General features: G+C 72.6%; 19 protein-coding genes and 1 pseudogene. 11 read left to right on the plus strand and 9 right to left on the minus strand.

Annotated elements, in window-relative coordinates; translation table 11 throughout:
* The first annotated feature begins 88 nt into the window (after positions 1–88).
* The 3 genes from V6V89_RS00865 to V6V89_RS00875 are packed head-to-tail and all read left to right on the plus strand — an operon-like array spanning position 89 to position 2,450.
* Positions 89–1,267 carry a nucleotide disphospho-sugar-binding domain-containing protein gene (locus V6V89_RS00865; protein WP_334616894.1) on the plus strand — a complete coding sequence of 393 codons (1,179 nt, stop codon included), beginning with the start codon at positions 89–91 and terminating at the stop codon, positions 1,265–1,267.
* Entirely contained in the window at positions 1,264–2,079 is an 816-nt protein-coding gene (locus tag V6V89_RS00870) for a DUF4097 family beta strand repeat-containing protein (RefSeq protein WP_334616895.1), read from the plus strand. Before V6V89_RS00865 ends, V6V89_RS00870 begins: the two co-directional genes overlap by 4 nt.
* Positions 2,076–2,450: a PadR family transcriptional regulator gene (locus V6V89_RS00875; protein ID WP_334616896.1), complete on the plus strand. Its 375-nt coding sequence runs from the start codon at positions 2,076–2,078 to the stop codon at positions 2,448–2,450. Before V6V89_RS00870 ends, V6V89_RS00875 begins: the two co-directional genes overlap by 4 nt.
* On the opposite strand, the gene V6V89_RS00880 is transcribed toward V6V89_RS00875, so the two are convergent.
* From V6V89_RS00880 to V6V89_RS00910, 7 genes are read right to left on the minus strand one after another with little or no spacing between them, the layout of a single operon-like run.
* Positions 2,435–3,349 (minus strand): NAD(P)-dependent oxidoreductase, encoded by a 915-nt coding sequence (locus tag V6V89_RS00880; protein WP_334616898.1) that lies wholly within the window; start codon positions 3,347–3,349, stop codon positions 2,435–2,437. The genes V6V89_RS00875 and V6V89_RS00880 overlap by 16 nt on opposite strands.
* Positions 3,349–4,080, minus strand: a complete 732-nt coding sequence (locus V6V89_RS00885; RefSeq protein ID WP_334616899.1) for an SDR family NAD(P)-dependent oxidoreductase — start codon at positions 4,078–4,080, stop codon at positions 3,349–3,351. Before V6V89_RS00885 ends, V6V89_RS00880 begins: the two co-directional genes overlap by 1 nt.
* Positions 4,077–4,934, minus strand: coding sequence for an ABC transporter permease (locus V6V89_RS00890; protein ID WP_334616900.1), 858 nt, complete (start codon positions 4,932–4,934; stop codon positions 4,077–4,079). The genes V6V89_RS00885 and V6V89_RS00890 overlap by 4 nt, the downstream gene beginning before the upstream one ends.
* Positions 4,927–5,877 carry an ABC transporter ATP-binding protein gene (locus tag V6V89_RS00895; RefSeq protein ID WP_334616901.1) on the minus strand — a complete coding sequence of 317 codons (951 nt, stop codon included), beginning with the start codon at positions 5,875–5,877 and terminating at the stop codon, positions 4,927–4,929. The genes V6V89_RS00890 and V6V89_RS00895 overlap by 8 nt, the downstream gene beginning before the upstream one ends.
* A complete protein-coding gene (locus V6V89_RS00900; RefSeq protein WP_334616902.1) occupies positions 5,874–6,659 on the minus strand; it encodes an NAD-dependent epimerase/dehydratase family protein in 786 nt (261 codons plus the stop codon). Before V6V89_RS00900 ends, V6V89_RS00895 begins: the two co-directional genes overlap by 4 nt.
* Before the next feature lie 57 nt (positions 6,660–6,716).
* Positions 6,717–8,219 carry an FAD-dependent oxidoreductase gene (locus V6V89_RS00905; RefSeq protein ID WP_334616904.1) on the minus strand — a complete coding sequence of 501 codons (1,503 nt, stop codon included), beginning with the start codon at positions 8,217–8,219 and terminating at the stop codon, positions 6,717–6,719.
* The gene (locus V6V89_RS00910; RefSeq protein ID WP_334616905.1) at positions 8,216–8,878 is read right to left on the minus strand and encodes a DUF1796 family putative cysteine peptidase; all 663 of its coding nucleotides are present in this window, start codon (positions 8,876–8,878) and stop codon (positions 8,216–8,218) included. The genes V6V89_RS00905 and V6V89_RS00910 overlap by 4 nt, the downstream gene beginning before the upstream one ends.
* A 68-nt stretch (positions 8,879–8,946) precedes the next feature.
* Between V6V89_RS00910 and V6V89_RS00915 the strand changes: the two genes are divergently transcribed.
* From V6V89_RS00915 to V6V89_RS00930, 4 genes are read left to right on the plus strand one after another with little or no spacing between them, the layout of a single operon-like run.
* Positions 8,947–10,233: an amidohydrolase family protein gene (locus V6V89_RS00915; protein WP_334616906.1), complete on the plus strand. Its 1,287-nt coding sequence runs from the start codon at positions 8,947–8,949 to the stop codon at positions 10,231–10,233.
* Positions 10,234–10,244: 11 nt separating this feature from the next.
* Entirely contained in the window at positions 10,245–11,531 is a 1,287-nt protein-coding gene (locus V6V89_RS00920; RefSeq protein WP_334616907.1) for a glycosyltransferase, read from the plus strand.
* Between the two features lie 3 nt (positions 11,532–11,534).
* Entirely contained in the window at positions 11,535–12,233 is a 699-nt protein-coding gene (locus V6V89_RS00925) for an N-acyl homoserine lactonase family protein (RefSeq protein WP_334616909.1), read from the plus strand.
* A gap of 24 nt (positions 12,234–12,257) precedes the next feature.
* Entirely contained in the window at positions 12,258–13,445 is a 1,188-nt protein-coding gene (locus V6V89_RS00930; RefSeq protein ID WP_334616910.1) for a cytochrome P450, read from the plus strand.
* Positions 13,446–14,162: 717 nt separating this feature from the next.
* Here V6V89_RS00930 and V6V89_RS00935 read toward each other — a convergent pair.
* Positions 14,163–14,912, minus strand: coding sequence for an SDR family NAD(P)-dependent oxidoreductase (locus tag V6V89_RS00935; RefSeq protein WP_334616911.1), 750 nt, complete (start codon positions 14,910–14,912; stop codon positions 14,163–14,165).
* Positions 14,913–15,260: 348 nt separating this feature from the next.
* Here V6V89_RS00935 and V6V89_RS00940 point away from each other — a divergent pair, with 348 nt between their 5' ends.
* The 3 genes and pseudogenes from V6V89_RS00940 to V6V89_RS00950 form a co-directional block, all read left to right on the plus strand.
* Entirely contained in the window at positions 15,261–16,052 is a 792-nt protein-coding gene (locus tag V6V89_RS00940) for an SDR family NAD(P)-dependent oxidoreductase (protein ID WP_334616912.1), read from the plus strand.
* Between the two features lie 16 nt (positions 16,053–16,068).
* Positions 16,069–17,133 (plus strand): PIN domain-containing protein, encoded by a 1,065-nt coding sequence (locus tag V6V89_RS00945; protein WP_334616913.1) that lies wholly within the window; start codon positions 16,069–16,071, stop codon positions 17,131–17,133.
* A 26-nt stretch (positions 17,134–17,159) separates the two neighbouring features.
* Positions 17,160–17,858: pseudogene (locus V6V89_RS00950) on the plus strand (DivIVA domain-containing protein); the annotation flags it as partial.
* 5 nt (positions 17,859–17,863) lie between these two features.
* On the opposite strand, the gene V6V89_RS00955 reads toward V6V89_RS00950, so the two are convergent.
* Positions 17,864–18,844, minus strand: coding sequence for a beta-ketoacyl-ACP synthase 3 (locus V6V89_RS00955; protein ID WP_334616914.1), 981 nt, complete (start codon positions 18,842–18,844; stop codon positions 17,864–17,866).
* Between the two features lie 124 nt (positions 18,845–18,968).
* On the opposite strand from V6V89_RS00955, the gene V6V89_RS00960 reads away from it, so the two are divergent.
* Positions 18,969–19,436 carry a DUF1772 domain-containing protein gene (locus V6V89_RS00960; protein ID WP_334616917.1) on the plus strand — a complete coding sequence of 156 codons (468 nt, stop codon included), beginning with the start codon at positions 18,969–18,971 and terminating at the stop codon, positions 19,434–19,436.
* The last annotated feature ends 4 nt before the right edge of the window (positions 19,437–19,440 follow it).

Here is a 19,440-nt window from a genome sequence, read left to right on the forward strand (position 1 = left end):
GTACCAGTGGTCGGTGCCGGCTCCACCGGTTCTGGACGGGACGGCCGGACACTGAGTAAACCCACTACGTCCTGTCCCGGAGGCAACATTGCGTGTCCTCATTTCGCCGCACGCCGTCATGACCCACCTGATGCCGATGGTGCCCCTCGGCTGGGCGCTGCGCGCCGCCGGCCACGACGTGCTCGTGGCCCTTCCCCAGAACATGTGCGCGGACGCCGGCAAGGTCGGCCTCAACACCGTCGCCATCGGACCCGACTACGACGACGTCCAGTTCCTGCGCGACCGGCTGCCCGGCGACGCGCTGCCGATCGAAGTGTGGGGCCGACCGGACGAGGAGTTCTGGGGCATCGCCGGGGTCAGCCACACCCGCATGATGCGGGGGATGCTGGATGAGTACCTGGCTTTCGCCCGGCAGTGGCAGCCCGACCTGATCGTGACCGACCCGATGTTGCTGGCCGGGCGGATGGTGGGTGCCGCGCTCGGCATCCCGGTCGCGGTGCACCGCTGGGGCATCGACCCGCTGACCCGCGGCTTCGAGCAGTGGGCGCGCCGGCAGTCCCGGTCTGACTGCCGGCAGCTCGGCCTCCCGGAGCTGCCCGGCCCCGACCTGATCCTCGACCCGTGCCCGCCCAGCCTCCAGATACCCGGCATCCCGCCGGGCCGGCCACTGCGCTACGAGCCCTACAACGGGCTCGGCTCGATTCCGAAATGGGCCCTGACCCCGCCCACCAGGTCGCGCGTGGTGATCTCGATGGGCACGCACATGCCGGCGCTCAACGGCCAGACGCTGATCGACCGATTGGTCAGGGCGGTCGCCGGGCTGGATGACGTGGAGGTCGTACTCGCGGTGCCGAGCTGCGCGCCGGAGCTGCTCGACCTGCTCGGCGACAAGCTGGTGCACGTGGGCACGATCCCGCTCAACCTGATCCTGCCCGGCAGCGCCGCGGTGGCGTTCCACGGCGGCACGGGCACGGCCCTGACGGCGTCCCGGCTCGGCGTCCCGCAACTGGTCGTTCCCCAGTACGCCGACCAGTTCCCGTACGCCGAGCGGGTGACCGCGGTCGGCAACGGCGCTGCGATCGACACCGCCGAGGGGCAGCGCGACATCGGCGTGATCCGGGAGGCGTTCCGCACCCTGGTCGAGTCGCCGGCGCCGAAGGCGGCCGCGCGACGGGTAGCCGAGGAGGTCGCCGGGATGATCCCGGCCAGCCAGATCGTCACCGAGCTGGAGCGGATGGTCCGCGTCCGGGAGAGGAGCGCGGCGTGAACGTCACCGAACCGTCCACATTCGCCTTCGATGGCGTGCGCCAGGTCAACGCGTTCGTGGTGTCCGGCAGCGTGCGTGTCGTCGGAACGGAGGAGCGCCGCGCCAAGGTGGAGGTCGCCGAGATCGCACACGGGCCGATGCACGTGGAGCGGCACCGCAATGGCTTGCTCGACATCCGGCATCGCCGGCGCACCTGGAAGCAGGTCGTCGGCGGCGTGCTCCGCCCCCGCCGCCAGCCCCGCGTCGAGCTGTCCATCGCGGTACCCCGGGACGTCCCCGTGAACCTCTGGGTGGTGTCCGCCGCCGTCGTCGTGTCAGGCCTGCGCGGGTCGCTGGAGGTCCACGGTGGACACGGCGAGATCTCGCTGGCCGACGTCTCCGGCTTCATCGACGCGAGGACCGTATCGGGCGCCATCGAGGCCGTCTGGAACTCCGGCAACGTGCGGATCAAGTCGCACTCCGGCGATGTGACCCTCGCCGAGTGCGCGGGGCACTCGGTGCAGGTGACCACGCACTCCGGCGGCGTCACCGTCGACAACCGGCCGCCCTCGCGCGGTGACGTGTCGGTCACCACACACAGCGGCGACGTCCTGCTGGCCCTGCCCGAGCCCGCCGACGTGATGGTCAACGTCAGGTCGACCAGTGGCCGCATCGAGAGCCAGTTCCCCGAGATCGAGCCGATGGGCCCGCGCGGGGCGCGCGCGGCGCGGGGCACCCTTGGCACCGGGGCGTCCTCGATTGCCGCCACGACGGTCACCGGTGACGTTTCGCTCGTGCGGCGGGGCGCCACGGTCGCCCGGACCCCCTCATGACCTCTTCCGTGCTGTTGCTGGGGTTGCTCGGCGAGCGGCCCCAGCACGAGTACGAGCTGATGCAGTCGCTGGAGAACCGGTTCGGCGGCCGGTACAGCCCGTCGCCCGGCACCGTGTATCCGCGGCTGCGCAGGATGGTCGACGACGGGCTGGTCGTCGTGCGCCAGGCGTGCGGCCGCGCCGTGTACGAGCTGACCGACGCCGGCCGCGCGGAGCTGGACCGGCGGCGTGCCGAGCTGGACCGGGTCGAAGCCAGCGCCGGCGGCTCGCTGCGCGGCCTGACCGACGTGATCCGCGACGACGTGCGGGCGGCCGTGGCCGCCCTGCACCGTGAACTCCGTGCCGGTGGCGAAGCTCAGCCCGGCTCGTAGATCCGATCTTCCTCAAGAGATGAACGGTCGGCGCACCCGGGGTGGTCGAGCACGGACGCGGCGTCCAGGTCGGCCGCCCCGGCGCGCATCGTCGCCGCGAAGGACTCCGCCGCGGTCGCCGTCACCGGCAGGCCCACGCCCAGGCGCGCCGCATCGTCGACGGCGAAGCGCAGATCCTTGTGCATCAACCGGGTGCGAAACGCGGGCGGGTCGTAGGCGCGGCGGCGCATCAGGTCGGCGCGGAACGCCATCGGCAGCGAGCTGAACCCGCTCTCCGCGATCGCCTCCAGCAGCTGGTCGCGGTCGAGCCCGGCCGCCACGCCGTAGCGCACCGCCTCGGCCAGCGTCGCCACCTGGGCGCCGAGCAGCAGGTTGAAGGCCAGCTTCATCGTCGCCGCCATGCCGGCCGGGCCGACGTGCAGGACCTGTTGGCCGAGCACGTCGAGCAGCGGGCGCACGGCATCGACGTCGTTGGCGTCGCCCGCCGCTAGTACGCGCAGGTTCCCGGCCCGCGCGAGCGCGGCGTTGCCGAGCACGCAGGCCTCGACGCGGCGCGCGCCGGTGGCGGCGACCCGTTCGGCGCACTCCCGAGCGAACGCCGGGGACACAGTGGACGTGTCCACCACGATTACGCCGTCGCCGAGCCACCCGCCGAGCTGCTCGAACAACACCTGGCGTACCGCTGGCTCGTCACTCAGGCTGAGCAGCAGCGTCCGCGCGCCGGTCGCGGCGTCCGTGGGTGAGACCGCGCCGCGGGCGCCGGCCACGACGAGCGGCTCGGCCTTGGCTGCGGTCCGGTTGTATACGGACACGTGGTACCCGGCGCGCAGCAGCCGGCTGGCCATGGCGGCTCCCATGCCGCCGAGTCCCAGCACGGCCACGGTCTCGGTCGGTCCCATCAGATTCCCCCGTCGACGGTGACGACGCTGCCGGTGACGTAGCCGGCCAGCGGGCTGGCGAGGAAGAGCACCACGCCGGCGATCTCGGCGGGCGTGGCGAGCCTGTCGAACGCGGTCGCGGCGCGCAGCCGGTCGTAGATCTGCTCCGGAAGTCCGGCAAGTGGCTCGGTCTCCACGACGCCGGGCGCGACCGCGTTGACGCGTACACCCATCGGGCCGAGCTCCTTGGCGAGCGCCCGGGTGAACCCGACGACACCGGCCTTGGCGGCGCCGTAGTGCGTGCGGGTCGCGAGGCCGCGCAGCGCTACGGCCGCGCCGACGTTGACGACACTGGCGCCTCTGCCGAGCAGCGGCAGCACGGCCTGGGTGACCCGGTACGCCGCGGCGAGGTTGGTGTCGAGCACATCCTGCCACTCCGATGTGGTCACCTCGTCGAAGAGGGCCGCCGCGTCGATGCCGGCATTGTTGACGAGGATGTCAACCCGGCCGAGCGCTTGGCACTCCTCGCCGAAGCCAACGGCGGACGAGGGGTCGGCGAGGTCGGCGCGCACCGTGCGGTGCCCCTCGCCGTGCTCCTTGAGCAGCCGCTCGGTCTCGGCGGCCGCCGCCTCGTCCGCCCGGTACCCGGCGAGCACGGTCGCGCCCGCGCCGGCCAGGGTGAGCGAGACGGCCCGCCCGATGCCGCGCGTCCCGCCCGTGACGACGGCTGTGCGCCCGGCGAGAGTTCTCACGACAGGACCCGTCGCTCGAACAGGCGCAGTCCGCCGAACAGCAGCGCGGCCAGGACCGCCACGCCGGCGCCCAGGTGGGCCCACGCGGGCATGTGCGGCAGTTGCGGCGTCAGCGCGTGTCGCAGCCCTTCGGAGGCGTACACGAGCGGGTTGACGAGCACACCGACCTGTAGCCAGGGCACCGCCTGCAGGCTCTGCCACGGGTAGTACACGCAGCCGAGGAAGCTGAGCGGCACGACCAGCACCCCGTACATCATGCCGATCTGTCCGGGCCGGACGATCGAGCCGAGCAGCAGCCCGAGCGCGCCGGAGGTGAGGCAGATGACGAGCGTGACCGCCGCCAGCAGCGCCCAGTTGTCGACGTGGACGCTGACCGGGGTGGCCGGTACGAAGTACACCAACGGGTAGACCACCAGCGCGGCGATGAGGCTCTGCACGGCGCCGAAGAGCACCTTTTCGAACCCGACCGCCCACACGGGAAGTGGCGCGGTCACCCGGTCCTCGATCTCTCGCGTCGCTCCGAAATCGACGGACAGCGGCATCGCCACCGAGGAGACACCGGTGAAGAACGCGCAGGTGGCGACCACACCCGGGATCATGACGGTGGCGAAGCTGCCGCCGTCCGGACCGCTGAACGCCTGGTTGATCTTCGGGAAGACGTACGCGAACACGAAGACGAACAGCAGCGGCTGCATGATGGTCTGCATGACGAACCCGACGAAGTCGCGGGTCAGCACGCGCACGTCGCGGATCAGCAGGCCGCGGAAGGAGCCGAGGTAGCTGGCCAGTCCGATCCGCGGCAGCGTCACGGGCGCCGCCGTCTCGGCGGCACGCCGGGTGATGACGTCACTCACGAAGATCCCTCCCAGTCAGCTGGATGAAGACGTTTTCCAGGGACGGCGCGGTGATGGACACGTCCCGCAGGCCGTGGCGCATGGCGGCCTCCACCAGGCGGCCGACGGTGTCGCCGCCGCGGGCCAGCACGCGCACCTTGCCGTCGACCGGTTCGGCGCTGTGCACGCCGGGCAGAGCGCGGAGCGCGGTCGCCAGCCCTTCGGCGTCGCGCTCGACGGCGACGGCGACGATGGTGTCGGCGTGCAGGCCGCTCTTGAGCGCCTCGGGTGAGTCGACGACGAGCACGCGGCCGTGGTCGATGATGGCCACCCGGTCGCAGAGCTCGTCGGCCTCCTCCATGTAGTGCGTGGTGAGCAGCACGGTCACGCCTGTGGCCCGCAGGTCGCGGATGAGCTGCCACAGCGCCAGTCGGCTCTGCGGGTCTAGGCCGGCGGTCGGCTCGTCGAGGAAGAGCACCGCCGGACGGTGCGCCACCGCTCGGGCGAGCTGCACCCGCTGGGCGAGGCCTCCGGAGAGCGTGCGCGGCAGGGCCTTCGCCCGCTCGGTGAGGGTGAACTGTGCGAGCAGTTCGTCGGTGCGCCGCCGCGCGTCCGAGGCGCGCATGTTGAAGAACCGGCAGTGCAGGTACACGTTCTCGTACACCGAGCAGCTGCGGTCGAGCGTGTTGAACTGGTTCACCACGCCGATCGCGCGCTTGACGCGCACCGGCTCCGCGGCCACATCGACGCCCGCGACGGTGATCCGGCCCGACGTCGGCCGGATGCGGGTGGTGCACATACCCATCGTGGTGGTCTTTCCCGCACCGTTCGGGCCCAGTAGCCCGAACACCTCGCCGGGCACGACCGTCAGGTCGATGGCGTCGGCGGCGGTGACCTCCGGCGTACGGGGACGCGGCCCCGGATAGACCTTCGTTGCCTTCTCTATGGTGACGACCGGGGTCACACGGGCCTCCTGCTCAGGTCGCCGGCGCCCGGTCGGCTGACGACCGGAGCGTCGAGATACGAGTCGATCGCGCGCTGGTAGTAGGTCGGCCCGAAGCCGAACTGGTTGATCCGCGGCACGAGCCGCCGCAGCTTGTCCACTGAGATCGGATAGTCGGTCGCGACCAGCACGTACCGCCACCGGGCGGCCACGTCGAGCCGGTGCTCCAGGTAGGCGACGATCTGCTCGACCGGCACCGAGACGCCGGTGGCCACGTTGACGACGTCGCGCCGCGCGGCCGTGCCGAGCAGGGTGTCGACGATCTCCACCGCGTCGGTGACAGCGATGAGGTCGCGGTGGGCGCCGCGGTGCAGCCGCGCCTCGCCGAAGCCGATCTGGCTGGCCAGCGTGGGCACGAGCTGGTGCGGCGGCTGGCCCGGACCGACCAGGTGCGCCATGCGCACCACGAGATAGTCCAGGCCCGGGGTCGCTTCGAGTTGGGCTTCCACAGTGGCCTTGTGCCGCCCGTAGGGCGAGCGCATGGCGGGCCGGTCGTCCTCCCGGCCCTGGCAGTGCGAGGCGCCGTACATCTCCGCGGACGCGGTCGAGAAGTACAGCAGTCGGCGGCCGGTGCGCAGGCACTGCGTCACGGTGGTCCGCAACAGCGCCAGCTCCCGCGCGTACTCCTCGGGGGCGACGCACTGGGTACTGGAGACACCGGCCGCGAACGCGACGGTGTCATGGTGGCGGTCGGCGATCGCCTCCAGGTGTGAGGCGATGAAGCCGCTACCGACGATGTCCATGCCATGCACGGTGTCAGCCGCCGCTCGAAGGGCGCTGGTGCCGCCCTTGAACCCCGCTCAGCCCAGGTGGACGCGCAGGTGCTCGGCCACCCGTGGTGCCTCGTCGAGGGCGCCCGCATACCCGGTGTGCCCGTCGGGGCGTACCAGGATCAGGTGGCCCTCACCGGCGGCGAGCCCCAGGCGTTGCCGGACCGGCGCGGCGGCCGGGACGACGAGCGTGGTGGCGCCGATCCGCCCGCCGGCCACGGCCGCCGCGGCGGCCGCCGCGGCCGGGCCCGAGCCGTCAGCGAACGCCAGCGCGACCCAAGATCCGCGCCGCAAGGCCGCGAACAGGCCGGGCCCCGTCTCATCAGGACGGACATTTGGTATCCGCTCGCCGCGCGCCCGTCCCCCGGACAGCGGGGAGTCGGGGTAGGCCAGGTCGAGCTGGCTGCGCTTGTTGCGGCGGATGCCGGCCACCACCAGGTCCGGGTCGGGCGGCTCGTGCTGGCCGCCCCAGTACGAGCGTTCGGTGTGCGCCAGCAGCCGGTGGGACACCGGCATCCGTTCCGCCTCATACGTGTCGAGCAGCCGTTCCGGTGCCTTGTCGCGTACCACGGCCGCGAGCTTCCAGCCGAGGTTGACCGCGTCTTGGATGCCGGTGTTCATGCCCTGGGCGCTGACCGGCATGACCGTGCGGGCGGCGTCACCGGCGAGCAGGAACCGGCCCGAGCGCAGCCGGTCGGCGACGCTGTTGTGCAGGCGGATCCGCCAGTTGAAGCAGGCGTCGAGCAGGTCCAGGGCCGGTTCGCCGCTGCCGGCGCGGAACAGCGCCCGCAGTTCGTCGACCGTGGGGGCGTCCACGTGGGACGGATCGGGGTCGGTGGTGCTCATGAACAGGCGGCGCCGGCCGTCGGGCAGCGGCAGGCTGCCGAGCGTGCCCAGCGGCCCGAACCACAGGTGGCCGGTGGTGGGGCCGCCCAGCTCCGGGGCGCACCGGGCGTCGACCTGGACGAGCTGGGTGCCGGGGAACCGCTTGGTGTGCCAGCCGAACCCGAACGGCTCGCGGAGGTTGGCGTGCGAGCCCTGCGCCAGCACCACCCACTGGGCGCGCACCTCGCGGGTGCCGCCGGTGCCGGCCAGCGTGACTGCGGCGGTGTCCGGTGCCGGGTGGCGGGCCGCCGTGGCCGCCCACCCGCGCTCGACCCGCACGCCGAGCCCGGCGAGCGCCTGTGTGAGCAGTCGCTCGGTCTCGGGCTGACCGATCAGCAGCGGCAGCGGGTACGGCGAGTCGGGTTCGCTGACGTCCAGCTCGACCGTCTCCCGGCCGAAGACGTGGTAGACGCGGTGGCGGAACGAGACGCCGGCCCGCTGGTATTCCGCCACCGGCAAGCCCATCGTGTCGAAGAGCTCCAGCGTGCGCTGCCACACCGTGCACGCGCGGCTGCCGGGGCGCGGCTCGGGGCGGCGGTCGACGACCCGGCAGGTCACGCCGCGGCGAGCCAGCTCGACCGCGCAGGCCAGCCCGACCGGCCCGGCGCCGACCACGAGGACGTCGGTCTCTTCGACGGCGGCGCTCACAACGCCACCCCGGTCCGCAGTGGACGCAGGCCGGCCAGCTTGGGGAAGAGCCGGTCCCAGGCCGCGCCGTCGCCCTGCCAGTGCACGGTGCGCGGCTGCGGCACCGGCAGGCCCGCCATGTAGAGCCCGTCGGCGAGCAGGGCCACCTCCCCGCCGAGCGCCGCGACGTCCGGCAGTGCGGCGTCGCGGGCCCACAGCAGCGCGAACCGGTGCCCGGGGTTACGGTCGCGCAGCACGTCACGCAGCTCCACGAGCTGCTCGTGGGTGAACGTGTCGTAGGGATCGCGCCGCACGTACAGCACCGCCCGCGCGGATCGGGTCGTGGTGCGCCAACGCCCCAGCAGGTGGTCGGCGCGGGCGCGCAGCTGCGGGTAATCCTCCGCTACCAGTTCGGGGCGCATGAGACCGTCCGGACCGGACCTGAAGATGTGCCGCACCCGAAGCCCGCTGGGCTCGTCCCGCACATACCTGCGGTCCTCGGTCACCACGAGGCCGTCGCGCTGGAAGAAGTCGGCGAAGTCGGTGCGCAACACGTGCGCCAGGGCGGCGTGGTCGCTGATGTACCAGTCGAACACGTGCGCCTGCTGCCGCCCGGTGAGCCGGCGCAGCTGGGCTGTCACCTCACAGTCGAATCCCAGCCCGATGTAGTTGTCGAACACGACGCCTCCCCACGGCCCTGACGGACGGGCACCGTCACCGTGCGCCGCGCCACTGTGGACTCGCTCGAATGCCGATGGAGGCGGCACCAGCGATCCTCGACCCCGGTGCCGGAGCATTCGCCGCCATGGGCAGCACACTCTTTCGCCGCGTCCGCGTCTTCGACGGAACCCAGCGCCTGGACGCCACTGACGTGCTGGTGCGTGACGGCCGGATCGCCGAGGTCGGCGGTCGCGCGGTCCGGGCCGCCGGCCAGCGGTCCGAAGTGGTCGACGGGCAGGGGCGGCAGACGCTGCTGCCCGGCCTCATCGACGCGCACACGCACATCGTCGAGGGCGCGCTGGCTCGCGCGCTGCGGTTCGGCGTGACCACCGAGCTGGACATGGCGAACCCGCCGGTGCTGATTCGCGCCGCCAAGACGGAGTACGAGGACCCCTCCACGCCGCCGACGGCCGACGTGCGCTCCGCGGGGGCGGCGGCGACGGTACCCGGAGGGCACGGCACCCAGTTCTTCCCGGGCGTGCCGACGCTGCGCTCCCCCGGCGAGGCGGCCGGTTTCGTGGCTGACCGGGTCGCCGAGGGCTCGGACTACCTGAAAATCCACTACGCGGACGGCGTGCCACGCGGCCGCGGCCCGGTGCCGGTGCTCGACCCGCCCACCGTGGCGGCACTCGCCACCGCCGCCCACGAGCGTGGTCTGCTGGCGGTGGCACACGTCGGCACCCTCGCCGCGGCCGTCGAGGCGCTGACCGCTGGCGTGGACGGTCTGGCGCACGTGTTCGCCGACGCGCAGCCCGCCGACCCCGACACCGGGCCGATCGCCGAGTTCGCGGCGCTGGCCGCCGAGCGGCAGGCGTTCCTCGTCCCCACGCTCACGATGATCGACATGTACGCCGGCGGCACCGGGATCTGCGATCTGGCCGACGATCCGGCGCTTGCTCCCCTGCTGTCCGACGAGGACAGGCAGCTGCTGGGCCGGCAGCGTTCCGGCGCCAACCCGGCCCTGCCCCTGTACCCGGAGAGCGCCGCGACAGGGGTACGCGCCGCGGTCGCGGCCGGCGTGCCGATCCTCGCCGGCACCGACATGGTCTTCGCCCTGCACGGGGCCGCGCTGCACCGGGAACTCGAACTGCTCGTCGCCGCCGGCCTCAGCACCGCGCAGGCCCTGACCGCCGCGACCGCCACCCCGGCGCGGGCGTTCGGGCTCGACGACCGGGGCCGCATCGCGCCAGGGCTGCGCGCCGACCTGCTGCTCGTCGACGGCGACCCGCTCGCCGACATCCGGTGCACCCGGGCGATCGCCGGCGTGTGGCAGCGCGGCGCGCAGGTGTCCGCCCGACCGGTACTCGCACGGTGAAGGAGGCCCTGATGATCCGAGTACTGATCGCGACCAGCGCCGGCACCTCGCACGTCGGCAAGGTCGCGCCCGTCGCCACCGAGCTCGTGCGGCGCGGCGCCGAGGTGGCCTGGTACGCCGGCGACCGGTACCGCGACGCGGTGCTCGCCACCGGTGCCCGGTACCTGCCCGGCTCCGGCGAGGCGCTGCCCGAGATGGACGCCATCGAGGAGCGCCACCCCGAGTTGGTGGGGATGCCCGAGCACAAGCGCGGGTCGTGGTGGCTGGAGCATGTGATGGTCGGCCCAGCCGGCGCACAGTACACCGAATTGTCCAAGGCCCTGCGGGAGTTCCCCGCCGACGTCGTGCTCGCCGACTCCACAGTGCTCGGTGCCGGGCTGCTGCACGAGATCGAGCAGCCGTTGTGGGCCACGCTGAGCGTCGCGCCGATGGCCATCCCTGACCCGGACGTGCCGCCGTACGGGCCTGGCTGGCAGCCCGGCTCCGGCCCGCTGTACCGGCTGCGCAACGCGCTCGCGAGCCGGATCGGTGAGGGCCTGATGATGCGCGACCCGCTGCGTCGGATGAACGCGATCCGGGCGGAGCTCGGCCTCGTGCCGGTGCGCTCGCCGTTCGCCGCCAACGCCACCCCGTACCTGTACCTCCAGGCCACCACGCCCAGCTTCGAGTACCCGCGCCGGGAGCTGCCGCCCCAGGTGCGCTTCGTCGGCCCGCTGCTGCCCGACCCGCCTCCCGACTTCACCCCGCCCGCCTGGTGGTCCGAACTGGACCGACGCCGCGCTGTGCTGGTCAGCCAGGGCACGGTCGCCACGTCGACCGGGGGCATGGTGGAGCCGGCGGTGCGGGCGCTGGCCGGCACCGACCTGCTGGTCGTGGTCACCGGCCGGGGCACCGCACACCTCGGCGCGCTCGGCGACAACGTGCGCACCGCCGAGTACCTGCCGCACGACGCGCTGATGCCGAAGATGGCCGCGGTCGTCACCAGCGGCGGGTACGGCACCGTGCAGCTCGCGCTGAAGCACGGGATACCGCTGGTGACCGCCGGCGCCACCGAGGACAAACCCGAGGTGTGCGCCCGGGTCGCGTGGTCCGGCGCCGGGGTGTTCCTGCGCGGCGGGCGCCCGAGTCCACAGCGGATCGCGGCGGCGGTGCGGCAGGTCCTCGACGACCCCTCGTACCGGCGGCGGGCCCGCGCGCTGGCCGACGACTTCGCGCGACACGACGCGCCCGCCGAGATCGCCCGGCTGCTGGCGGACCTGGTCGCGGAGCACCGGCAAAACTCGCCCGCGGCAGGGTGAGGGATGCGCCTCTACCTGCTGCGCACCGGGACGATCCGTGCGATCGAAGCTCCGGTGCCCGCGTACCTGCTCGTGGACGGCGACGGCGCGACCCTTGTGGACACCGGCTACCCGATCGACCTCGGAGCGGACCCGGACGGCTTCGTGACGGTCTCGCCAGCCGAAAACCTGCTGACGCAGCTCGAACGGCTCGACGTCCGGCCCGCCGACGTGCACCGCGTCATCTGCACCCACCTCGACCCCGACCACGCCGGCAACCATGACCGCTTCCCCGACGCCGAGTTCGTCGTGCAGCGGCGGCACCTCGACGCCGCCCGGGCCGGCGACGTCGACCGGATCGAGCTGATCCGGGACCGCTGGGACGCGCCCGGCCTGCGATACCGCCTCGTCGACGGTGACGTCGAGCTGTCACCGTGCCTGCGCCTGTTGGCCACCGACGGCCACGTCCCCGGCCACCAGTCCGTGCTGGTGCGGCTGCCGAACACCGGCGCGGTGCTGCTGGCCGGCGACGCCGTGCCGATGGCTGGCTGCGCCGACGCCGAGCGCCGTCCTATCACACCATTCGATGTGGACGGGCCGGCGGTGCGGCGCAGCACGGCCAGGCTGGCGGCGATCGCGGCGGAGACCGGCGCGCTCGTGGTGTACGGGCACGACGCCGCACAGTGGGCCACCCTGCGCACGTTCCCCAACTGCTACGACTAGCGACTGATACGACTAGGAGCGCCGATGCGGTTTCCCTTCGACACCAGCAGGCTGTACGAGCCGCCCACCGAGTTCGCCTGGCTGGTGCGGCACCGCCCGGTCGCGCCCATCGTGCTGCCCACGGGCGACCCGGCCTGGCTGGTCTGCGGGTACGAGGAGGTACGGGTGGCGCTGAGCGACCCGCGCTTCAGCCGCGCCGCCGCGACCGCCCCGGACGCGCCGCGGATGCGGCCGCTGCCGCCGGACCGCCGTGGCATCCTGGCCATGGACCCGCCCGCGCACACCCGGCTGCGCCGGCTGGTGGCGCGGGCGTTCGCGGCGCGCCGCGTGCGGGAGATGCGCGGCGACCTCGAGCACGTCGCCGCGGACCTGCTCGACCGGCTCAGCGCCGCCGGGCCGCCAGCAGATCTGGTACCGGGATTCGCGCTCCCCCTACCCATCACGGTGATCTGCGCGCTGCTGGGCGTGCCGCCGGCCGACCGGGCAACGTTCAGCGGCTGGACCGACACCATGCTCACGCTGACCGGGTCCACAGCCGACGAGGTGGGCGCCGCCCGCGCGGCGATGAACGGGTACCTCGCCGACCTGGTCGCCAAGAAGCGCCGCAACCCGCCGGCCGCCAACCCCGACCTGATGGACGAGCTGATCGCCGCCCGCGACGAGGAGGACCGGCTCAGCGAGGAAGAGCTCATCATCTTCGCCAGCACGCTGCTGATCGCCGGCTACCACACCACGTCAGCGGCGATCGTCAACAGCGTCGTGGTGCTGATGCGGCACCCGGAGCAGTACCGCAGGCTGGTGCGGGAACCCGCGCGCGTCCCGTCCACGGTGGACGAGCTGCTGCGGTACTCGGCCGCGGCCACCAACGGCGGCAACCTGCGCGTTGCCGTCGAGCCGGTGACGCTTGGCGGAGTCGACATCAAGCCGGGTGAGGCCGTGCTGCCGGCGATCATCGCGGCCAACCGCGACCCCGCCGTGTTCGCCGACCCCGACCGCTTCGACCCGGACCGCGCCGACAACCCGCACCTGGCGTTCGGCGGCGGCGTCCACTACTGCCTGGGCGCCAACCTGGCCCGCCTGGAGCTGGAGGTCGCCCTGACCGCCCTGACGACCCGGTTCTCCGCCCTACGCCTGGCGGTGGACGAGGCGGAGCTGTCCTGGGACGACCGAGCCGTGATCAAACGCCTCGACCGCCTCCCGGTAGCCTGGTGACTAGGGCTGTCCCCTCCTCTCGCCGATCAAGGCCAAACGCACGTGGTTCGATCTCTTTTCCACGTGCATATGGCCGCGATCGACGCGCTTCTCCTTGATCGCCGCACGGCCCGGGCTTGAACCGACGCCCGCCCCGGCGCATCGCGCCCGCTGGCCACGCCGCGCACCCGCCCGCTCAAAGTCGCCGAGTTGAGGTCGCTATTCGTCCCAACTCGGCAACATCTCGCCGTCAAGGGCCCGGCGTCAGATCAACCGTCCCGGCCGAAGCCGCGTCACGGCCGGGCGTTTCGACCCGCGCGTCGTCGTCCTCGTGACCGCCGCGCCGCTGTCCCGGAAATCGCAGTGTCCGCCCGCTCGAAGACGGCACATTCCGCGAATCGCGTGCTCGGCCACGCGCAATCGCCGGCGCCAAGGGTCGACGGCGCTCCAGGACCTACCCAAGGCGCTCAACGCCAGCCACCCACGCCTAGACCTGCGAGCGCACACCCTCCTGCGTGTTCAAGGACGGGTGCGTGCGCCCACCGACCACGGGATCGGCCCAACGCCGCGCGCGGCGGACCCCAGCTGACGGCTCGATCAAGGAAACCCGCAGGGATCAAGGGCAAACGCACGTGGAAAAGAGATCGAACCACGTGCGTTTGGCCTTGATCGACGGAAGGGGGCGGGCGCGGACGGGCCTGGGGGCGGAGCGGGGGCGGAGCGGGGACGGAGCGGGGGTTAGATGCCGCCGTCCACGTCCAGGGTTTCGCCGGTCAGGTATGCGGAGAGGTCGCTGGCCAGGAAGACGACCGCGCCGGCCACCTCGTCGGGGGTGCCGAGGCGGCCGAGCGCGGTCAGCTGGCGGTACCGTGCCTCGATCTGGGCACGCTGCTCGGCCGGCATCCGGCGCTCCACGTCGGTGTCGATGACGCCGGGCGCCACCACGTTGACACGGATCCCACGCGGTCCCAGTTCCTTGGCCAGCGACCGGGTCAACCCCACGAGGCCCGCCTTCGCTGCCGTGTAGTGACTGCGCAACGGCACGCCTGCCCGCGCACCCCGCGATCCGATGTGGACGATCGAGGCGCCCGGGCCGAGCAGCGGCAGGCACTTCTGGGTGACCAGGAATGCGCCGGTGAGGTTGGTGTCGAGCACCCGGTGCCACTCCTCCAGCGGCAGCTCCGCGAACGACACGTGGCTGATGACCCCGGCGTTGTTGACTACCGTGTGCAGCGTCCCGACGCGTTCCCGGCACTCGTGCACGAGCTGGTCGACCTCCACCGGGTCGGCGACGTCGGCGCGGATCAGGTGGTGCTCGCCGCCGATCTCCTTCAACTCTGTCGCCAGCGTGTCCACAGCCTCACCGGGCGTGCGATAGCAGGCGACGACCGTGGCGCCGGCGCGCGCCAGGCCAAGCGTGATGGCCCGTCCGATGCCGCGGGCACCGCCGGTGACGAGCGCGTTCTTGCCATTCAGCAGAGCGTCCATACCGGACACCGTCACACCGCCGGGTCTAGGAGGCATCCAGGACCGATCGTGCTTGTGTGGACCGGACTACCAGCGAGGTCCTACCGGGCGGGCGCACCCTCGATGCATGACCGTACTAGCTGGCACTCGCCGCTCGCGCGGGTCACACGCCCCGAAGCCTCCCTGTAGCCACCAGTCGCTACGGTCGCTGCAATGCTGGCCCGCGCTGCGCGCGGGCGGCTCGGGCGCTGAAATCCGCCCTGTAGCCGCCAGTCGCTGCGGTCGCTTCGCTCCCTGCGCTTGGTGGCGGCTGCGGGCGGCGCGCCCTCACGGCTCCCTCCACTTGGTGGCGGCTGCGGGAGGCGGCGCATGACCCTGCGCACCGCTGTCGTCACCGGGGCCTCTGCCGGCATCGGGGAGGCGTTCGCGGAGGCGCTCGCCCGCAACGGCGTGGGGCTGGTGCTGGTGGCGCGGCGCCAGGAGCTACTGGAACGGGTCGCCAACCGGCTGCGTGACCGCTATGGCGTACACGTCGAAGTGCTTGCCGCGGACCTGAGCGAACCGGCGGGCCGCGCCGTGGTCACAGCACGATTGTCCGATTCGGATCATCCGGTCGATCTTCTGGTCAACAACGCCGGTGCGGGCTCCGGACGGCCGAACCTGCTGGCCGATCAGCCACCGGACCACCTCGACGACACCATCGCGTTGAACGTGACCGCGCTCGTGCAGCTCACCAGGGCGGCCGTTTCCGCCATGCGGGAGCGGCGGTCCGGCGCCGTGCTCAACGTCGCGTCGGTCGCGGCGTTCCTGCCGCAGCCGCAGGGCGCCGTGTACGCCGCGACGAAGGCGTTCGTCACGTCGTTCACCGAGACCGTGCACTGCGAGATGCGCCAGTTCGGGGTGCGGGTGGTCGCGGTGTGCCCGGGGTTCACGCGGCGCGGCGACGCCGCGGAGCGGGGTGGGATGCGGTCGTCGCCGATGCCGGCCTTCCTGTGGCTGGACCGGGAAGCGGTGGTGCGGGACGCCCTGGCGGCGCTGGCGGCTGGCCGGGTGGTCAGCGTGCCGAGCGCGCGGTACCGGCTGCTGCTGGGCGCGGCCCGGCTGCTGCCCCGCCGGGCGCTGCGCCGCGGCTTCGAAAGGCTCTGGGCGGCGCCCCGCTGAGCGTAGGCTGGCTCGCGTGGATCAAGAAGATCGCATCGCCCTGTTCCTGGACTACGAGAATCTCGCGTTGGGGGCTCGCGACCGCGGCGGCATGACCTTCGATTTCCGGCCCATCGCCGACGCCCTGGCGGAGCGGGGGCGGGTGGTGGTGCGCCGGGCGTACGCCGACTGGTCGTTCTTCGACGAGGACCGCCGGATGCTCACCCGGTCGCACGTCGAGCTGATCGAGATGCCCCAGCGGATGGGCGCCTCGCGCAAGAACGCGGCCGACATCAAGATGGCCGTCGACGCGGTGGAGTTGGCCTTCGAGCGCGAATACATCTCGACGTTCGTCATCTGTACGGGTGACAGCGACTTCACCCCGCTGGTCCACAAGCTGCGCGAGCTCAACAAGCGCGTCATCGGGGTCGGTGTCGAGAACTCCACGTCCGCGCTGCTTCCGCCCGCGTGTGACGAGTTTCTCTATTACGACCGGCTGGAGGGCGTCGACATTCCGGCCGCGCGTGGCCGGCGCGCCCGGCCGGCACGGCCGCCCGAGCCAGACCCGCGGCGGGTGGAGCAGGAGCCAGAGCCGCAGCCGGACGCTGCAGAGCCGGCCCGCGACGTCGATTCCCTGGCCGTCCTGGTCGCCCAGACGGTGGCGGGCCTGCAGGGCAGCTCCAGCGGTGCGGTGACCGCCTCGACGCTTAAGCGGACCCTGCTCCGGAAGGACCCGACGTTCAGCGAGTCCGACTACGGGTTTCGGACCTTCGGGGAGCTGCTGCGGCACCTCGCCGAGCACAACGTGATCGAGTTGGCTGAGGGGCCCGCCAAGGGCGACCCAGAGGCGTCACTGCCCGAACACGGCGATCGGGAGGCGGCGTTCGCGCTGTTACGCTCCGTGGTGCTCGACCTGACCAGCGGAAAGGGCGCACTGGCGCTGTCCGGTCTCAAGAACCAGGTACGCAGGGCGCGGCCGGACTTCAGCGAGAAGAAGCTCGGCTACCGCAGCTTCCTCCAGTTCTGCAAGGCGGCCGCCACGAGCGGGTCGGTCCGCCTGGAGTGGAGCCCCGAGGCCGACGACTATCTGGTCACGGCATAAGCTGGCCGCTGACCCAAGGAGTTCCGATGCCGCTTACCCCGGCCGATGTGCACAACGTCGCCTTCAAGAAGCCTCCGATTGGCAAGCGGGGGTTCGACGAGGAAGAGGTCGACGCCTTCCTCGACGAGGTCGAGCGCGAGCTCGCCCGCCTGATCGAGGAGAACAACCAGCTGCGCGCGCAGGTCGAGCGCGGCGGCTCCTACGGCGGCCTGTCCGCCGGCTCAGACGACGAGCCGCGTATGGTCGCGGAGCTCAGCCGGATGAAGTCGCAGCTCGACCGGCTCCAGCGCGACGCGGCAGCGGCCGACCAGGCCGCGCGGGCCATGCAGGCCGAGCTCGACCAGGTGCGCGGCATGGGCGGCCCGGCCGGCGGTGCCGGCGGCGACAGTGACCAGGCCGTACGCGTGCTGATGATGGCCCAGCGCACGGCCGACGACCACGTCGTCGACGCACGGCGCGAGGCCGAAGGGCTGCTGTCCGACGCCCGGGCCAGGGCCGCCGAGGTCACCGGCGACGCGCGCGCCAAGGCCGACGCGCTGGAGCGCGACGCGCGCCAACGGCACCAGGAGGCGATGGGCGGCCTCGACGCGAAGCGCACCGCGACGCTGAAGCACATCGAGGAGCTCGAAAACTTCGAGCGCGAGTACCGCACCCGGCTGATGGCCTACCTGGAGAGCCAGTTGCGCGACCACGGCGCCCCCGGCCAGGCGGCCCAGGAGCAGCTCACCTCTTAGGGCAGGTGGGCCACCTGAGCGGCATACACCAATCCGGAACCGAAGCCGATCAGCAGCGCGCTCGCGCCGTGCGCCACCTCGCCCGACTCCATCAGCGCGTCGATCGCGAGCGGTATCGACGCGGCTGAGGTGTTTCCGCTGTATCGGATGTCGCGGGCGACCGCGACCTCGGGCGGCAGAGCCAGCTTGGCCGCGATGGCGTCGGTGATGAGCTCGTTGGCCTGGTGCGGCACGAACGCGCCGAGCTGATCGATCCGCAGCCCGGCCCGCTCGACCGCGGTGCGCGCCACCTCGCCGAGCTGACCGGTGGCCCAGCGAAACACCCGCCACCCCGACATGCCCAGCACCGGCCATGGGGTGGCCGGATCGCGCAGGTCCCGCGTCCAGTACCCGGTCATGCCGACGGCGGTGCGGCGGGACCCGTCACTGCCCCAGACGACCGGGCCGATCCGCGGCGTGTCGGACGGGCCCACCACCACGGCGCCCGCACCGTCGGCGAACAGGAACGCGGTCGCCGGGTCGCCGTGGTCGAGGATGTCGGTCACCCGCTCCGCGCCCAGCAGCAGCACGTACTCCGCGGAGCCGGCGCGGACCAGGTCGCTGGCCAGCGCAAGGCCGTAGCAGAAGCCCGCGCACGCGGCGCTGATGTCGAGCGCGCCGGCCGGCTCGACGCCGAGCTGGTGTGCCACCTCGGTGGCCAGCGCCGGCATCTGAGTCAGGTGCGTCGTGGTGGCGGCGATGACGCAACCGACGTCGCCCGCGCTCACGCCCGCGGCGGCAAGGGCCTTGCCGGCCGCTTCCAGCGACATCGCGGTCAGCGTCTCGTCCGGTCCCGCGTACCGTCGACTGTGGATGCCCGAGCGGCGCTCGATCCACTCCGCCGTTACGCCGATCCGCGCGGCGATCTCGTCGTTGCCGACCACGCGCCGCGGGCGGTACGCGCCGACACCCAGTATCCGGCTACCCCTGCTCGTCACCTCTCGACCGTCGCAGCGCGGGCTCGGGTGCGGGTCGAAGACCGGTCCACCGGCGGCTCGATCCGGGTTCGAGCGGCGCGTGTGAACCTGCGATCAGCGACCGTCGACAGTGGGAGGTGGGCCGATGCTGGCCAGCATCGCTGGTGCCGTCGCGGTGATCTGCACCGGCGTGGTGTGTGGCGTCTTCGTGGCTGTCGCGGTCAGCGTGGTGCCGACGCTGGCCAGCCTGCCGCCGGAGCGCTACGTGGAGATACACCAGCGGCTCGGCCAGGGCTACCACCCGCTGATGCCGATCGTCGTGCTCGGCGGGCTCGTCGCCAACCTGGCGGCGATCCCGCTGGCCGCCGGAGCGGCGCCGCGCACCGCGTACGCCACGGCCGTCGTGGCGCTGCTCGGCGTGCAGGTCGTCTCGCACCTGCGAAACGAGCGCATCAACCGGCGTGTACGTGCCGTGCGGCCACTGGCGGTACCGGTCGGGTGGCCGGACCCGCGCCCGGCGTGGCGCGGCTGGCACCTGGTGCGCACCCTGTTCGCCGTCCTGGCACTGGCCGCCGACGCGGTCGGCCTGGCTCTGCTCACCACGCACGGCTAGTTCC

This window comes from Micromonospora sp. CPCC 206061 (assembly GCF_036906915.1).
Taxonomy (GTDB): Bacteria; Actinomycetota; Actinomycetes; order Mycobacteriales; family Micromonosporaceae; genus Phytohabitans.